We start from the raw sequence: 17,269 nt of genomic DNA on the forward strand, positions 1-17,269 counted from the left end.
ATATTTCCGCTTCTCGGGATCCTGGGCATCATGTAACTTGCACGAACCCGCACCATCGCATCAGGGCCAACGTCGTCCCTACTTGCACCAACTTGCCGAAAGACGACGACGGGAGAGCCGATGCTGTCTGCATCCATGCACTCCGCCAACGAGCCTCAGGCCGGCGCCCCCCGCCAGCCGTACGCGCTCGTGCCGGATGCGCGACCTGCTGCTCAGGGCCTGTACGACCCGCGAAACGAGCACGATGCCTGTGGCGTCGGCTTCGTCGCCACGCTGACCGGCATCGCCGACCACACCATCGTCGAGCAGGCGCTGACCGTCCTGCGCAACCTGGAGCACCGCGGCGCCACCGGCGCCGAGCCGGACTCCGGTGACGGCGCGGGCATCCTGACCCAGGTCCCGGACGCCTTCCTGCGCGGCAAGGTCTGCTTCGACCTCCCGGCGGCCGGCTCCTACGCCGTCGGCATCGCCTTCCTGCCGGACGCCGACGACGCCGCCGCGGCCGCCGTCGCGCAGATCGAGGCCATCGTCGTCGAGGAGGGCCTGACCGTCCTCGGCTGGCGCGACGTCCCGGTCACCCCGGACCTGCTCGGCGCCACCGCGCGCAGCGTGATGCCGCGCTTCCGCCAGCTCTTCGTCTCGCACGGCGAGAAGGCCGGCATCGAGCTGGACCGGATCGCCTTCGTGGTCCGCAAGCGCGCCGAGCGCGAGGCCGGGGTCTACTTCCCGTCGCTGTCCGCCCGCACCCTCGTCTACAAGGGCATGCTGACCACCGGCCAGCTGGAGCCCTTCTTCCCCGACCTGTCGGACCGCAGCTACGCGTCCGCGATCGGCCTGGTGCACTCGCGCTTCTCCACCAACACCTTCCCGAGCTGGCCGCTCGCCCACCCGTACCGCTTCGTCGCGCACAACGGCGAGATCAACACGGTCAAGGGCAACCGCAACTGGATGCGCGCCCGTGAGTCCCAGCTCGCCACCGACCTGATCCCCGCCAACGAGAACGGGCGGGGTCTGGAGCGGATCTTCCCGGTCTGCACCCCGGACCACTCCGACTCCGCCTCCTTCGACGAGGTCCTGGAGCTGCTCCACCTCGGCGGCCGCTCGCTGCCGCACTCGGTGCTGATGATGATCCCGGAGGCGTGGGAGAACCACGCCACCATGGACCCGGCCCGCCGCGCGTTCTACCAGTACCACTCCAACCTGATGGAGCCCTGGGACGGCCCGGCCTGCGTCACCTTCACCGACGGCACCCAGATCGGCGCCGTGCTCGACCGCAACGGCCTGCGCCCCGCCCGGTACTGGATCACCGAGGACGGCCTGGTCGTCCTCTCCTCCGAGGTCGGCGTGCTCGACATCGAGCAGGAGAAGGTGGCCAAGAAGGGCCGCCTGCAGCCCGGCCGGATGTTCCTGGTGGACACCGTCGAGGGCCGCATCGTCGAGGACGAGGAGATCAAGTCCGCCCTCGCCGCCGAGCACCCCTACCAGGAGTGGGTCGCCGCCGGGCAGATCCAGCTCGCCAAGCTGCCCGAGCGCGAGCACATCGCGCACACCCACGCCTCGGTCACCCGCCGCCAGCAGACCTTCGGCTACACCGAGGAGGAGCTGCGCGTCATCCTGGCGCCGATGGCCCGCACCGGCGCCGAGGCGCTCGGCTCGATGGGCACCGACTCGCCGATCGCCGCGCTCAGTGAGAAGCCGCGACTGCTGTTCGACTACTTCGTGCAGCTCTTCGCGCAGGTCACCAACCCGCCGCTGGACGCCATCCGCGAGGAGCTCGTCACCTCGCTGCTGTCCAACCTCGGCCCCGAGGGCAACCTGCTGGCCGCCGAGGCCGCCTCCTGCCGCTCGGTCGGCATCACCTTCCCGGTGATCGACAACGACGAGCTGGCCAAGCTGGTCCACATCAACGCCGACGGCGACCAGCCCGGCCTCAAGGCCGTCACGCTGTCCGGTCTCTACAAGGTCACCACCGGCGGCGACGGCCTGGCCGCGCGGCTGGCCGAGATCGCCGCCGAGGCCGACGCCGCGATCGCCGACGGCGCCCGGATCATCGTGCTCTCCGACCGGCACTCCGACGCCGAGCACGCCCCGATCCCCTCGCTGCTGCTCACCTCCGCCATCCACCACCACCTGATCCGCACCAAGCAGCGCACCCAGGTGTCGCTGCTGGTCGAGGCCGGTGACGTCCGCGAGGTGCACCACGTCGCGCTGCTGATCGGCTACGGCGCCGGCGCGGTCAACCCGTACCTGGCCATGGAGTCGGTCGAGGACCTCGTCGCCCAGAACGTCTTCATCCAGGGCGTCGAGGCCGAGAAGGCGATCAAGAACCTGATCAAGGCGCTCGGCAAGGGCGTGCTCAAGGTGATGTCCAAGATGGGCATCTCCACCGTCGCCTCCTACCGCGGCGCCCAGGTCTTCGAGGCCATCGGTCTCGCCCAGGACCTGGTCGACGGCTACTTCGCCGGCACCACCAGCAAGCTCGGCGGCATCGGCCTGGACAAGATAGCCAAGGAGACCGCCGCCCGGCACGCCAAGGCCTACCCGGCCTCCGGCATCCCGGCCGCGCACCGCGCGCTGGAGATCGGCGGCGAGTACCAGTGGCGCCGCGAGGGCGAGCCGCACCTGTTCGACCCGGACACCGTCTTCCGGCTGCAGCACGCCACCCGCAACCGCCGGTACGACATCTTCAAGCAGTACACGGACCGGGTGAACGAGCAGTCCGCCCGTCTGATGACGCTGCGCGGCCTGTTCCAGCTGGACGGCCTCGACCGGGAGCCGATCCCGGTCGAGGAGGTCGAGCCGGTCTCCGAGATCGTCAAGCGCTTCTCCACCGGCGCCATGTCGTACGGCTCGATCTCCCGCGAGGCGCACGAGACCCTCGCCATCGCGATGAACCGCCTCGGCGGAAAGTCCAACACCGGTGAGGGCGGCGAGGACCCGGACCGCCTCCACGACCCCGAGCGCCGCTCGGCGATCAAGCAGGTCGCCTCCGGCCGGTTCGGCGTCACCTCCGAGTACCTGGTCAACGCGGACGACATCCAGATCAAGATGGCCCAGGGCGCCAAGCCCGGCGAGGGCGGCCAGCTGCCCGGCCACAAGGTGTACCCGTGGGTCGCCAAGACCCGGCACTCCACCCCGGGTGTCGGTCTGATCTCGCCACCGCCGCACCACGACATCTACTCGATCGAGGACCTGGCGCAGCTGATCCACGACCTCAAGAACGCCAACCCGGCGGCCCGCATCCACGTGAAGCTGGTGTCCGAGGTCGGCGTCGGCACGGTCGCGGCCGGTGTGTCCAAGGCGCACGCGGACGTGGTCCTGGTCTCCGGCCACGACGGCGGCACCGGCGCCTCGCCGCTCACCTCGCTGAAGCACGCCGGCGGCCCCTGGGAGCTCGGCCTCGCCGAGACCCAGCAGACCCTGCTGCTGAACGGACTGCGCGACCGCATCGTCGTCCAGACCGACGGCCAGCTGAAGACCGGCCGCGACGTGGTGATCGCCGCGCTGCTCGGCGCCGAGGAGTTCGGCTTCGCGACCGCCCCGCTGGTCGTCTCCGGCTGCATCATGATGCGCGTCTGCCACCTGGACACCTGCCCGGTCGGCGTCGCCACCCAGAACCCGGTGCTGCGCGAGCGCTTCTCCGGCAAGCCCGAATTCGTGGTCAACTTCTTCGAGTTCATCGCCGAGGAGGTCCGGGAGATCCTGGCCTCGCTGGGCTTCCGCTCGATCGAGGAGGCCGTCGGCCACGCCGAGCACATCAACGCCCAGGCCGCGATCGACCACTGGAAGGCCGCCGGGCTCGACCTGGCCCCGCTGTTCCACGTGCCGGCGCTGCCCGAGGGCGCCGCCCGGCACCGCACCACCACCCAGGACCACGCGCTGGACAAGGCCCTGGACAACCAGCTGATCGAGCTGGCCGAGGACGCCCTGGAGCGCGGCGAGACCGTCCGCATCCAGCTGCCGATCCGCAACGTCAACCGCACCGTCGGCACCATGCTCGGCCACCGGGTGACCAAGCGGTACCGCGGCGAGGGCCTGCCGGAAGGGACCATCGACGTCACCTTCACCGGCTCCGCCGGGCAGTCCTTCGGCGCCTTCGTGCCGCGCGGCATCACCCTGCGACTGGAGGGCGACGCCAACGACTACGTCGGCAAGGGCCTCTCCGGCGGCGTCGTCGTGGTCCGCCCCGCCCGCGAGGCCGCGGCCATCGGCAACGACGCGCAGAACCACGTGATCGCCGGCAACACCATCGGCTACGGCGCCACCTCGGGCCGGATCCACCTGCGCGGCAAGGCCGGTGAGCGCTTCGCCGTCCGCAACTCCGGCGCCACACTGGTCGTCGAGGGCGTGGGCGACCACGGCCTGGAGTACATGACCGGTGGCCGGGTCGTCATCCTCGGCGAGACCGGACGCAACCTCGCGGCGGGCATGTCCGGCGGCATCGCGTACGTCCTGGACCTGCGCCCCGCCAACGTCAACGACGGCATGGTGGGCATCGAGGCCCCCACCGCCGACGACCGCGAGTGGCTGCGCGAGACCGTGCAGCAGCACTACGAGGAGACCGGCTCCACCGTCGCCGCCGAGCTCCTGGCCGACTGGGGCAGCGGGGTCTCCCGCTTCTCCAAGATCATGCCGACCGACTACAAGGCCGTGCTCGCGGCCAAGGACGCCGCTGAGCGCGATGGCCTCTCCGAGGCCGAGACCACTCGCAAGATGATGGAGGCGGCACATGGCTGACCCCAAGGGCTTCCTGACCACGCCCAAGCAGCTGGCGGAGCGCCGCCCGGTCGACGTCCGGATCAAGGACTGGAACGAGGTCTACGTCGAGCGCAGCCTCCTGCCGATCATCACCAAGCAGGCCGGCCGCTGCATGGACTGCGGCATCCCGTTCTGCCACAACGGCTGCCCGCTCGGGAACCTCATCCCCGAGTGGAACGACCTGGCCTACCGGGACGACTGGTCGGGCGCCATCGAGCGGCTGCACGCCACCAACAACTTCCCGGAGTTCACCGGGCGGCTGTGCCCGGCGCCGTGCGAGTCGGCCTGCGTGCTCGGCATCAACCAGGACGCGGTGACCATCAAGAACGTCGAGGTCACCATCATCGACAAGGCCTGGGACCGCGGCGGGGTCACCCCGCAGGTCCCGGAGCGCCTGTCCGGCAAGACGGTCGCGGTCGTCGGCTCCGGCCCGGCCGGCCTAGCCGTCGCCCAGCAGCTCACCCGGGCCGGGCACACCGTGGTGGTGTACGAGCGCGCCGACCGCGTCGGCGGCCTGCTGCGCTACGGCATCCCCGAGTTCAAGATGGAGAAGCGCCACATCAACCGCCGCATCGAGCAGATGCGGGCGGAGGGCACCCGGTTCCGCACCGGCGTGCACGTCGGCGAGGACATCACCGGGCAGCAGCTGCGCGAGCGCTTCGACGCCGTCGTGGTCGCCGCCGGTGCCACCACGGCGCGCGACCTGCCGGTGCCCGGACGTGAGCTCAAGGGCATCCACCAGGCCATGGAGTACCTGCCGCTGGCCAACAAGGTGCAGGAGGGCGACCTCGTCGACTCGCCGATCAGCGCCAAGGGCAAGCACGTGGTCGTGATCGGCGGCGGCGACACCGGCGCGGACTGCGTCGGCACCGCCCACCGGCAGGGCGCCCTGTCGGTGACCCAGCTGGAGATCATGCCGCGGCCCGGCGAGGAGCGGCCCGGACACCAGCCGTGGCCCACCATGCCGATGACCTACAAGGTCACCTCCGCGCACGAGGAGGGCGGCGAGCGGATCTACTCCGTGAACACCACCCACTTCAGCGGCGATGAGGACGGCAACGTCCGGGAACTGCACCTGGTCGAGGTCGAGTTCAAGGACGGCCGGTTCGAGCCGGTGCCGGGCACCGAGCGGGTCCTCCCTGCCCAGCTGGTCACCCTGGCCATGGGCTTCACCGGGACGGACGTGAAGAACGGTCTGGTCGAGCAGCTCGGCGTCGACCTCGACGCGCGCGGTAACATTGCCCGCGACGGCCGGTTCGCCACCAATGTCGATGGCGTGTACGTCTGCGGAGACGCCGGCCGTGGCCAGTCGCTGATCGTCTGGGCCATCGCGGAGGGCCGCTCGGCCGCTGCCGCGGTGGACAAGTACCTGGGCGGCAAGACCCCGCTTCCCGCCCCGATCCGACCCACGGACCGCCCGCTGGTGGTCTGACGGTCCTGACGGTCCGACCGGCCCACTGAACCCCCGGCGCCGCATCGCCGGGAGCTCAACCCGCTGCCCCCGCCAGCGTCGCCGGGCCAACGCGGTCTCCTGGCGCCTGCCCTCTTCCCCGACCAGTTGGAGGGCGGGCGCCGTCGCGTTCCCGCACGCTTTCCCGCGGGCGTTCCCGGGCACTTTCCCGCACGTTTTCCCGCGAGCCCTCACCCGGTTCTTACCACCCTTCCCACCTGCCCTTTCGTCCGTGCACCGAGGGTTGGTTCACAGCGTTCTCCCAGGCTTCGCACAGCGGCCGGAAAGCGCCCCGGGACGGGCTGTTGTTCGTCGGTGCCAGGTGGCAGACTGCCGCCGATGGCCGGGGGGCTGCGCGAGTGCGGAGGTTGACTTCGATGGGCACGACTCAGGCAGGCGGAGGCGCCACCATTCGGCGTCTGCTGCTCGGCACCCAGCTGCGTAAGCTCCGTGAGGCCAGAGGCGTCAGCCGCGAGGAGGCCGGCTACTCGATCCGCGCCTCCGAATCGAAGATCAGCCGGATGGAACTCGGCCGGGTCGGCTTCAAGGAGCGCGACGTCGCCGACCTGCTGACCCTCTACGGCGTCGACGCCGAGCAGGAACGCGCCACCGTCCTCGGGCTGCTCCGGGACGCCAACGCCAGCTCCTGGTGGCACGAGTACGGAGACGTACTGCCCGCCTGGTTCCAGAACTACCTGGGACTGGAGGAAGCCGCCGCCGAGATCCGCAGCTACGAGGTCCAGTTCGTCCACGGGCTGCTGCAGACCGCCGACTACGCCCGCGCCGTGATCACCGCCGGCTGCCAGGGCCACGGCGTCTCGGACGAGGAGATCGAGCGCCGGGTCGAGGTGCGGCTCAAGCGCCAGGACCTGCTCACCGCCGAGCACGCGCCCCGTCTGCTCGCCGTCCTGGACGAGGCCGCGCTGCGCCGCCCCTGGGGTGGTCCCGGGCTGATGCGGGGCCAGCTCGACCGGCTGCTGGAAGTCGCCGAACTGCCCCATGTGCGGCTGCAGGTGCTGCCGCTCGGCACCGCCGGGCTGGCCGCCGAGAGCGGCGCCTTCAGCGTGCTGGGCTTCGCCGAGGCCGAGCTCTCCGACGTGGTCTACCTGGAGCAGTTCACCACCGCGCTCTACGTGGACAAGCCCGCCGAGGTGGCCTCGTACCGCCAGGCGATGGAGGGGCTGCTGGCCGAGAGCCTCGGCCCCGAACAGACCCGCGACCTTCTGCACTCCGTACGCCAAGAGCTGTGACACGTCAGTACGATGAGGTCCCATCAGGTCGGGCATGAGAGGGATCAGATGTCGTACTTCTCCGAGTTGGCGCTGCAGTACATCGACGGCGAATGGTGCAGCGGCAACGGCTCCTGGGACATCGTCGACGTCGACCCCTACACCGGCGACAAGCTGGCCACCATCACCGTCGCCACCGTCGCCGAGGTCGACCGGGCCTACCGCGCGGCCGAGCGCGCCCAGCGCGGCTGGGCCGCCACCAACCCGTACCAGCGCCGGCTCGTCTTCGAGCGCGCGCTGCGGCTGGTGGAGGAGCGCGAGGGGGAGATCGTCCGGGCGATCACGGCCGAGCTCGGCGGCACCGCGCTGAAGGCGGGCTTCGAGCTGTCCCTCGTCAAGGACGTACTGCGCGAGTGCCTGCACCTGTCGGTGGCCGCGGAGGGCCGGCTGCTGCCCTCGCCCGCGCAGGGCAAGGAGAACCGGCTCTACCGGCTGCCGGTCGGCGTGGTCGGCGTGATCAGCCCCTTCAACTTCCCGCTGTTCCTCGCCCTCAAGGCCGTCGCCCCGGCGCTCGCGCTCGGCAACGGCGTCGTCCTCAAGCCGCACCAGGAGACCCCGGTGGTCGGCGGCAGCCTGATCGCCAGGATCTTCGAGGACGCGGGCCTGCCGGCCGGCCTGCTGAACGTGGTGATCACCGACATCGCGGAGATCGGCGACAGCTTCATCGAGCACCCGGTGCCCAAGGTGATCTCCTTCACCGGCTCCGACCAGATCGGCCGGCACGTCGCCACCGTGGCCGCCGCGCACTTCAAGCGCTCGGTGCTGGAGCTCGGCGGCAACAGCGCGCTGATCGTGCTCGACGACGCCGACCTCGACTACGCCGTGGACGCGGCCGTGTTCAGCCGCTTCGTCCACCAGGGCCAGGTCTGCATGGCCGCCAACCGGGTGCTCGTCGACCGCGCCGTGCTCGCCGAGTTCACCGAGAAGTTCGTCGCCAAGGTCGCCTCGCTGACCGTCGGCGACCCCAAGGACCCGGCCACCCACATCGGCCCGCTGATCAACTCCGTCCAGGCCGACGCGATCGGCGCCCAGGTCGACCAGGCCATCGCCGACGGCGCCACCGCGCTGCTGCGCGGCGCCACCACCGGCAGCCTGATGGCGCCGACCGTGCTCACCGACCTGGCCGAGGACGCGCCCATCCTGCAGCGCGAGATCTTCGGCCCGGTCGTGCTGTTGGTGCCCTTCGACGGCGAGGACGAGGCGATCCGGCTGGCCAACCACACGCCCTTCGGGCTCAGCGGCGCGGTGCACACCGCGGACCTCGAGCGTGGCGTGCGGGTCGCCCAGCGGATCGACACCGGCATGATCCACGTCAACGGCGGGACCATCGCGGACGAGCCGGGGGTGCCGTTCGGCGGGGAGAAGAACTCCGGGGTCGGGCGGCTCAACGGGGAGTCCACGGTGGACGCCTTCACCACGGTGAAGTGGATCTCGGTGCAGCACGGGCGGGCGCCGTTCCCGTTCTAGGGCTTGTGAGGAACGCCCTGGGCCCGACGCGGGGTCACGCGGCGCGGGCCTCCCGGCGGTAGCCGCCGGGGGCCCGGCCGAACTCCCGCTCGAAGGCCTCGCTCATGGCGCCATTCTTCCACCCTGAACGGCACGAAGGCCGTCGGCGCGGGACGAGCGTTCCGCGCCGACGGCCTTCGAGAAGAGCCTTAGAACACCGGCTGGCCGGCGCGGACCAGGCGCCAGGAGTTGGTGAAGAAGTCGGCCGGGTCGATGACGCCCTTGGCCTTGACCCAGGCGATCATCGTGTTGCGGATCTCGTCGGAGTTCGACCAGACCAGCTTGGCGTTGGCGACGTGCGGGAAGTTGCCGCCGCCGTTGGCACGGTAGTTGTTGACGGCGAACACGAACTGCGCGGCCGGGTCGATCGGCTTGCCCTGGAAGCTGAGGTTGACGATCCGCTGGCCCTTGGGCTGGGCGATGTCGATGTCGTAGCTCAGGCCGTAGACCGAGTCGTAGTTGTAGTCCGGGGTGGTCTCGGCGCCGGTCATGGCGTCCTTGTCGACCGGGGCGCCCGGGGCGAGCTGGTAGTAGTACTTCGCCGAGAACTCCAGGTAGTCCTTGAGCTGGGCGCCCGTCAGGATGCGGGCCTCCAAGGTGTTCTCGTAGATGTACAGGCCCGCCGCGTCGCGCAGCTTGACCTGGCCGGCCGGGATCAGCGCGGTCCGGTTGAACGGGGCGGCCTGGGCCAGGACCGGGAGGTTGGCGTACTGCCCGCCCGCCAACGCGGCCTTCACGGCGTCGGCCTGGATCTTGCCGATCAGGTCGATGATCGGGGTGGCCTTGAACCGGGCCTCGGCGATCGACAGCTCGATCTTGCTGGTGCCGATGTTCTGGTTGACGTACGCCACGACCTTCTTGTGCTGGCCGACGATGGCGTTGGAGATCTCCGGGTTCTCCGGCACGGTGTTGGAGTTCAGCACCCGGGAGGAGACCGAGGCGACCTTCCAGTGGCCGTCGACGAACTCGACCTCGAAGTCGAAGCAGCTCAGGCGCTGGCCCCAGCACAGCGGCTCGGAGAGCACGACGGTCTTGCCGGTCTTCTTGTTGACGATGAGGCGCTGCGCGACCTCCTTGTGGGTGTGACCCACCAGCACCGCGTCGATGTCCGGGACGGTCTCGGCCATCTCGCCGGAGGCGTCCTCGGGCCAGGGCAGCTGGTCGCCGTAGGTGGTCGGCTCGTCGATGCCGGAGTGGGCGGAGACGACGATGACGTCCGCGCCGGCCGCCTTCATCCGGGGCACGTACTTGGCGGCGGTCTCCACGATGCCCGGGAAGACCATCTGGCCGCTGACGTTGGCCTTGTCCCAGATCGCGATGCCCGGGTTGGTCAGGCCGAGGATGCCGACCTTCAGCGGGGTGTCCTCGTCCAGCCACACCTCCTTGATCACGTACGGCTTGAAGGCCGGCTTCTCGTTCTTCGCGTGCAGCGCGTTGGCGCCCAGCAGCGGGAACTCCAGCTGGTCCTCGAAGGCCTTCACGGTCGGGATGCCGTAGTTGAACTCGTGGTTGCCGAGCGCGGCGGCGTCGTAGCCCATGAGGTTCATGGCGACGGCCATCGGGTGGTCCGGCACGTTGTCGCCGTCGGTGGCGATCGGCTCGACCCGGGCGTAGTAGTAGGTCAGCTGGGTGCCCTGGATGATGTCACCCGAGTCGATCAGCAGACAGCGGTCCCAGCCCTTCTCCTCGCGCACCTGGTTGGCCAGGGTGGAGATCTTGGCGAGGCCGACCGCGTTGTGGGCCTTGTCGACGTACTCGGCGTCGGTGAAGTAGTCCCAGTTGAGCACCCGGCCGTGCAGGTCGGTGGTGCCCATGACGGTGAAGGCCTGGCGGCGGGGCTGGTGCTTGTTGCCCTTGGCGGCCGCCGTGTCCGGCTCGGCGGCCGCGGCGGCGGGGGCGGCGGCGACGACGGCTCCGCCGGCCAGGGCGGCGCCGGCGGCGGTGGCTGCGGACCGGGTGACGAAGTCACGGCGGTTCAGGGGCATGGACGACTCTCCCGAGTGGGAACGACGGCGGATGGGCCGTCAACTTGTGTACGTACGAAGTGCGTGACGCGTGCGCGATGCGGTGACGCGCGTAGAAGGACGCGCGTAGAAGTCTGCCGTGCGGGCCGGTGCGATGGGTAGCCCTTGGACGTTTCCAACAGGTGAGATCTTGGCGACTCGTTCGTGACCGAGGTGGGCGGGAAAGGGGGTGGTATGCGGGCGGGACGGTCGAAATCGGGCCACTCGTGGTCCGGTTGGCCGGGTTCCGGCCAACCGGACCACGGATCAGTCGAGCTCGGAGGCGAGCTGCTTCACCTCGCGGCCCAGCTCCGCCGCCGGGTCCGGTGCGTCCGGACCCGCCCAGGGCAGCCAGGTGCGCGCGCGCAGGTAGCCGTCCACCGCGACCGGCAGACGGTGCCGGACGATCCGCTCCGCCTCCGGGCCGGGGCCGGCCTCGCGCAGCGCGGCCAGCAGGGCGTCCACCCCGGCAGAGGCCGGCAGCGGGACCGTGTCCAGGTAGGCGGCGAGTGCCTCCAGTTCGGGCCTCGGGGGCCGTGGTGGCGGCGGTGGCGGCGGCGAGTCCGACGGGCCCGGGGTCAGCAGGGCGCCGACCCCGTACAGCCCGGCCACCACGCCCGGCCACCAGGCCCCGCCCAGCCCGGCGAAGTGCAGTCCCAGGCCGACGGCCCCGCCCGCGCAGCCGACCAGGTTCCGGGCCGACTCCAGGTAGCGCAGCGCCCGCCGGCCGAACCCGTCACTGATAGCCACGGATCTCCTCGAACACCCCGTCCAGCGAGCCGCCGCCGTCGAACAGCTTGCCGCCGCTGATGTCCGCCACCCCCTGCAGCTGGCCGACCGCCGCCTCGCCGAACTTGATCGGGAACACCGGGATCGACTTCTCGGCGGCCGGCAGCCCGTCGTGGAAGCGCTTGAAATCGCCGTCGGTGGCGCCCTCGTTGCTCTCCCCGTCGGTCATCAGCACGATCGAGGTGAACCGGTCGTCGCTCGCCGCCTTCTGCTGGCGCTCGATCACCCGGTACGCCTCCTCCAGCGAGTCGTACAGCGCGGTGCCGCCCGAGGCCGACAGCGACTGCACGTCCGCGTTGATCGATGCCAGCTCCGCCTGCGGGCCCGGCTGGCCGCCCGAGGCCGGGACGGCGTGCGTCTTGGCCCACTTCACGCTGGAGGCGAAGGAGATCAGCGTCACCTCCTCGCGGTCCCGGAAACGACGCACCCCGCGGGTGTCGTCCGTGCCGGTCAGCCGGCTCAGCGCCGCCTTCAGCGAGGTCAGCCGGGAGCCCTCCATCGAACCCGAGGTGTCCAGCACGTACACCGTCCGGGACGGGCGGCGCAGCTCGTTCTGGTACGAGGCCAGCAGGCCGTCCGCGACCGCCCGGGTGCCCGGGAACGGCAGCTCGCGACGGCGGTCGGCGGGCAGCCCGGCCGCCGGGGCGGTGCCCGCCGTCACCGGGCGGCGCAGCGTCACCTCGGAGATGCGCTGCTGCACCTCCGGCTTCAGCAGGTAGGAGGTCAGCTTCTGGAAGGAATCGCGCTCGCTCTGCGCCGCCGAGGACAGCAGCGACAGCGGGTAGTCCGCCGAGACCACGCCGTCCTGCGGGCGCACCACGGTGAGCCGCTGCTCGGGCGGCAGCGTCTTGTTCAGCGACAGCAGCACCGACTCGTAGTTGACCAGGGCGCCGACCTTGCCGGGCTCGGCCCTGGTGTAGGCCTGCGCCAGCCAGCCGGAGGAGCCGGAGGTCAGCTTCTGGCCGGTGAAGAACTGCTTCAGCTGCGGGGTCGCCTTCTGCACGTCCTCCTCGGTGAGCGCCGCCCCCGCGCCGGAGAAGGCGGCCGCCACCGCGACCAGGGTGGAGAAGCCGGAGTTGGAACGCGAGGGGTCGGACATCCCGTACGACAGCTTCCCGGCCGCGGCCGCGTCGCCGATCTGCGCCCAGGTGACCTTCGAACCGTCGCCCCAGCCGAGGTCGTTCAGCACGGAGGAGCGCACGCCGACGGCCACCGGGGAGACCATCACCGGGGTCTCCGAGAGCACCTTGGACTTCCCGGTCGGGTCCAGGCGCAGGTACTGGTTGGAGGGGAACCAGACCGCGTCGTACTTCCCGTCCGCCCGGCCCGAGGAGACCGCGTCCGCGCCGTCCAGGGTGCCCGTCCAGGCGAACTGCACCGTCACCCCGGTGGCCTTCCTGGCCTCGTCCAGGATCGGGGTCAGGTCCTGCAGTTCACTGCCCGCCAGGATGCGCAGCACCCCGGGGCGGGCGGTCTCGTTGGGCGTGGGGCTGGGGTTCGGGTCGGGCTTGGGGCTGGAGGAGGTGCAGGCGGAGGCCGCCGCGAGCACGGCCGCCAGCGCCGCCGCGGCCCAACCGCGGTACTTCATCCGGACGTTCACTTCGGGCTCCCCTTCGCTGCGGCGGTCAGCTTGAGCAGGTTGTCCAGGGACGGCACGGGCGACTGCTTCACCTGCGCCGCGTTCAGGTCCTGCGCGAAGACCGGCTGCCTGATGGCCTTCACCCGATCCGCGAAGGCGCCGCTACTGGCCTGCGGGCGGAAGCCGAACCTCACCTCCAGGGCGCGCAGCGCCTCGTCGTTCTGGAGCAGGCCGGCCAGCTTCCGCCCGTTCTCGGTGCGGGCGATGATGGTGTGGTCGGAGTAGGCGGTGGTGTCCGGGTACATCACCACCATGTCCCCGGTCGGCTGGCCCTGGACCGCCATCGCGGCGACCTGGGACTCGTAGCCGAAGATCAGCGGATTGCCGACACCCGCGAGGAAGTCCCTGAACGGCTCGTCGCTGCTGCTCTTCTGGCCGCCCTGCAGCGCGGTCGCCTGGTGCAGGACGGGCCGGGCGGCGTCGACGCCCGCGTCGTCGGAGACCACCAGGTCGTTGTTCAGGACGAACGACAGCAGCGCGATGTACAGCGCACCCGAGGAGGAGCTCTCCGGGTCGGTGGTGGTGACGAAGATCGGGCCGGACAGTTCGCCGTGGCCCTCGGTCTTCGTCAGGTCCTGCCACTTGCGGTTCGCCTTCAGGTCGTTGACGTACTCGTCCATCTTGAACGTCCAGACGCCCGAACCGGCGTCCTGGGCGGCCAGCTTGTTGTCCTTGAGGATCTGCGCCACCGGCGCGTGCGCGACCACCACCAGCGGTGAGTAGAACGGCACCAGCGGGGAGTCCTGCTGCCCCCAGTTGCGCTGGATCTCGCGGGCCGGCGCGGTGCTCGCCGGGAACGCGAAGTCCAGCCCGGAGCTGTTCCTCGCCTGCTCGCTCATCGTCCAGGAGCCGGTCGAGTCGGTGTGCACCTCCAGGCCCTGCTTGGCCAACTCGGCCTTCACCTCAGGGCTTTCGAAGAAGGCGCGCTTCTCCGAACCGATCAGGCCGGTCACCGTGACCGGCTTCTTCGGGTCCGTCCCGTCGTCCGGGATCAGTGCGTACGTCACTCCGCCCAACAGCACTAAGGCCGCGAGCACCCCCAGAGCGCGTCTCATGCCGTGCGCCTCCCCCTCGTCCGCTCCCTCGTCCGGGTGGTCACCCGGGGGTGACGAGCGTCCCGCCGGGCAGGGAGCACGGACGGAAGGGACGGTGAACCGGGGGTGAACACCGCTTCACGGAATCGCATCGGCGGAGGATCCGGAGGGGGTGTCAGTGCGGCCGTCGCACACCGGTCCGAGGGAGTGTCAGATTGTTCAACTCCCCTTTCCGCAAAGGTCATCCCCCGGTCCGGACCCGCGTCGTGGTTACGCGCCGGTAATACCTACCCTCAGCTGTATGCGCCGAGCAAAAATCGTCTGCACCCTCGGGCCCGCCGCCGACTCGTACGACCGGATCAAGTCCCTGGTCGACGCCGGGATGGACGTCGCCCGATTCAACCTCAGCCACGGCACCCACGCCGAACACGAGGAACGCTACCGCCGCGTCCGCAAGGCCGCCGACGAGACCGGCCGGAGCGTCGGCGTCCTCGTCGACCTCCAAGGCCCGAAGATCCGACTCGACACCTTCGCCCACGGGCCGGTACTCCTCGAACGCGGCGACGAGTTCACCATCTCCACCGACAAAGGCGTCGTGGGGGACAAGGACAGCTGCGGCACCACCTACGCCGGCCTCGCCGGCGACGTCGGCCGGGGCGAACGCATCCTCGTCGACGACGGACGCGTCACCCTGGAGGTCGTCGCCGTCGACGGACCCCGGGTGCGATGTCTCGTCATCGAGGGCGGGCTCGTCTCCGACCACAAGGGCCTCAACCTCCCCGGCGTCGCCGTCTCCGTCCCCGCACTCAGCGACAAGGACGTCGCCGACCTGCGGTGGGCGCTGCGCACCGGGGCCGACCTGATCGCGCTCTCCTTCGTGCGGAGTGGACGCGACATCGAGGACGTGCACCGGGTGATGGACGAGGAGGGGCGGTATGTCCCGGTCATCGCCAAGATCGAGAAGCCGCAGGCGGTGGAGAACCTGGACTCCATCGTGGACGCCTTCGACGGCATCATGGTGGCCCGCGGGGACCTGGGCGTGGAGATGCCCCTCGAACAGGTCCCGCTCGTCCAGAAGCGCGCCATCAAGCTCGCCAGGCGCAACGCCAAGCCGGTCATCGTCGCGACCCAGATGCTCGACTCGATGATCAACGCCTCCCGGCCCACCCGCGCGGAGGCCTCCGACGTCGCCAACGCCGTCCTGGACGGCACGGACGCGGTGATGCTCTCCGGGGAGACCTCGGTCGGCAAGTACCCGGTCGAGACGGTCAAGACCATGGGCCGGATCATCGAGGCTGCCGAGAACGACATCCTGGCTGCGGGACTGCCCCCGTTGACCGCCGGCAGCAAGCCGCGGACCCAGGGCGGCGCCGTCGCCCGCGCGGCCGCCGAGATCGGCGACTTCCTGCACGCGAAGTACCTCATCGCCTTCACCCAGTCCGGCGACACCGCCCGCCGGCTGACCCGTTACCGCTCGCCGATCCCGGTGCTCGCCTTCACCTACGAACCGGCGGTGCGCAGCCAACTCGCCCTCACCTGGGGCGTCGAGACCTTCCTCGGCCCGTTCGCCTCGACGACGGACCAGATGGTCGAACAGGTCGACGCGGCGCTGTTGTCGCTGGGCCGCTGCCAGAAGGGCGACATCGTCGTCATCACGGCCGGTTCGCCTCCCGGCCTGGCCGGCTCCACCAACCTCGTGCGTGTCCACCACGTGGGGACACTGGACGTCTGACACTCCTTGGGTGGCGCGGCCCTTCCAGGGGGAAGGCCGCGCCGCTGTCAGTATTTGGGGCCGATGTGGGTGTCCATGAGGGCGACGGAGTCCTTGCGGGCGACGGATATAACGAATGCGTCGTTGGGGTGCCGCGTCGCAGTCCATCGAACATCTACAGCATCGAGTGCACTCGTGAGGATGCCGATGATGTCGGCAGACTTGTTGGTGAAGCAGTATCTCGGATACTCGTAACGCTTCTTGACGCCGCCGACAGTGCGGGTGGTCCAGTTGGTGATCCGGCAGCCATCTGAATGGATGAGACCGCAGATGAGGTCCCACGGGTAGGCGTCGACGATTTCCTGCTGCCAAGGCGTCAACTCGATGTGGCGGTTGTGTTTCCGGCCGGGCCCGGCTTGAGGGAAGAGGCAGAGCCAGTGCTTGCTTGTGCTTTGCACGCACATGCAGCCAGGCCTCTGGTACCGCTTAACCGGCTTCGACGGCATGACGGCGGACATAGCTTGCGCACAGCGATCTATGAGCCCGGGCCACATGTCGCCGCAGTAGACGCGCAACTCAGGCCGTCGGCCGGACGTGGACAGATGGCCGTCGCCCAAATAGAGGCCGAGCAGGTAGGCGTACTCGTGATGGGGGACGCCAGGTCGAAGTGCGCCGTCGGAAACTGGGCAAGACCGTCTCACGCGGTGAGGTGAGGGAGACTGTTGGGCCCAGCGCTTAACCGTGGACGCGGAGACACCAGTGGCTGAGCTGACCTCTACTGCCGTGAATCCCGACTGGTAGAGGCTGATCGCGTGCTGTTGAAACGTCGTGCTGTACACGGCACGATAGTTCGTGCGTGGCGAGAGTTTTGGAGTCGAACGTGAGATCGTTCACTCGAAGTGGTGAACATCCATGAACCCTGGCCCGACCTTCAAATTGAAGAAAAGTACCCCGGGTGGGATTCGAACCCACGCTGGATGGTGTTTGAGACCATTGCCTCTACCGCTGGGCTACCGGGGCGTCCGCAGTTTCGAAGGCTGCCCCCGACCCTGCGAGACCAAACATACCGTGTCTAGGTACCCTCGTGCAT

10 protein-coding genes and 1 tRNA gene are annotated in these 17,269 nt (G+C 69.9%); 5 read left to right on the top strand and 6 right to left on the bottom strand.

The window, feature by feature from the left end:
* Positions 1-135 precede the first annotated feature (135 nt).
* The 4 genes from gltB to ABZW30_RS23865 all read left to right on the top strand — a co-directional run bounded on the left by gltB (position 136) and on the right by ABZW30_RS23865 (position 8,964).
* A complete protein-coding gene (gene gltB, locus ABZW30_RS23850; RefSeq protein ID WP_355673220.1) occupies positions 136-4,737 on the top strand; it encodes a glutamate synthase large subunit in 4,602 nt (1,533 codons plus the stop codon).
* The gene (locus ABZW30_RS23855) at positions 4,730-6,190 is read left to right on the top strand and encodes a glutamate synthase subunit beta (RefSeq protein ID WP_355673193.1); all 1,461 of its coding nucleotides are present in this window, start codon (positions 4,730-4,732) and stop codon (positions 6,188-6,190) included. The genes gltB and ABZW30_RS23855 overlap by 8 nt, the downstream gene beginning before the upstream one ends.
* Before the next feature lie 395 nt (positions 6,191-6,585).
* A complete protein-coding gene (locus ABZW30_RS23860) occupies positions 6,586-7,458 on the top strand; it encodes a helix-turn-helix transcriptional regulator (protein WP_355673194.1) in 873 nt (290 codons plus the stop codon).
* 48 nt (positions 7,459-7,506) lie between these two features.
* Positions 7,507-8,964 carry an aldehyde dehydrogenase family protein gene (locus ABZW30_RS23865; RefSeq protein ID WP_355673195.1) on the top strand — a complete coding sequence of 486 codons (1,458 nt, stop codon included), beginning with the start codon at positions 7,507-7,509 and terminating at the stop codon, positions 8,962-8,964.
* A gap of 188 nt (positions 8,965-9,152) precedes the next feature.
* On the opposite strand, the gene ABZW30_RS23870 is transcribed toward ABZW30_RS23865, so the two are convergent.
* From ABZW30_RS23870 to ABZW30_RS23885, 4 genes are all read right to left on the bottom strand, one after another.
* A complete protein-coding gene (locus ABZW30_RS23870) occupies positions 9,153-10,988 on the bottom strand; it encodes a 5'-nucleotidase C-terminal domain-containing protein (protein WP_355673196.1) in 1,836 nt (611 codons plus the stop codon).
* Between the two features lie 285 nt (positions 10,989-11,273).
* Positions 11,274-11,756: a hypothetical protein gene (locus ABZW30_RS23875; protein WP_355673197.1), complete on the bottom strand. Its 483-nt coding sequence runs from the start codon at positions 11,754-11,756 to the stop codon at positions 11,274-11,276.
* The gene (locus tag ABZW30_RS23880; RefSeq protein WP_355673198.1) at positions 11,743-13,395 is read right to left on the bottom strand and encodes an extracellular solute-binding protein; all 1,653 of its coding nucleotides are present in this window, start codon (positions 13,393-13,395) and stop codon (positions 11,743-11,745) included. The genes ABZW30_RS23875 and ABZW30_RS23880 overlap by 14 nt, the downstream gene beginning before the upstream one ends.
* Positions 13,392-14,489: a substrate-binding domain-containing protein gene (locus ABZW30_RS23885; protein WP_355673199.1), complete on the bottom strand. Its 1,098-nt coding sequence runs from the start codon at positions 14,487-14,489 to the stop codon at positions 13,392-13,394. Before ABZW30_RS23885 ends, ABZW30_RS23880 begins: the two co-directional genes overlap by 4 nt.
* 280 nt (positions 14,490-14,769) lie before the next feature.
* Here ABZW30_RS23885 and pyk point away from each other — a divergent pair, with 280 nt between their 5' ends.
* Positions 14,770-16,200, top strand: a complete 1,431-nt coding sequence (gene pyk, locus ABZW30_RS23890) for a pyruvate kinase (RefSeq protein ID WP_355673200.1) — start codon at positions 14,770-14,772, stop codon at positions 16,198-16,200.
* Positions 16,201-16,247: 47 nt separating this feature from the next.
* On the opposite strand, the gene ABZW30_RS23895 is transcribed toward pyk, so the two are convergent.
* On the bottom strand, positions 16,248-16,643 hold the full coding sequence (locus ABZW30_RS23895) for a hypothetical protein (protein WP_355673201.1): 396 nt from the start codon (positions 16,641-16,643) through the stop codon (positions 16,248-16,250).
* 483 nt (positions 16,644-17,126) lie between these two features.
* A tRNA-Leu gene (locus ABZW30_RS23900) sits at positions 17,127-17,199 on the bottom strand.
* Positions 17,200-17,269: the final 70 nt, after the last annotated feature.

Origin of the sequence: Kitasatospora sp. NPDC004669, from assembly GCF_040609455.1 — a bacterium.
Lineage (GTDB): Bacteria > Actinomycetota > Actinomycetes > Streptomycetales > Streptomycetaceae > Kitasatospora.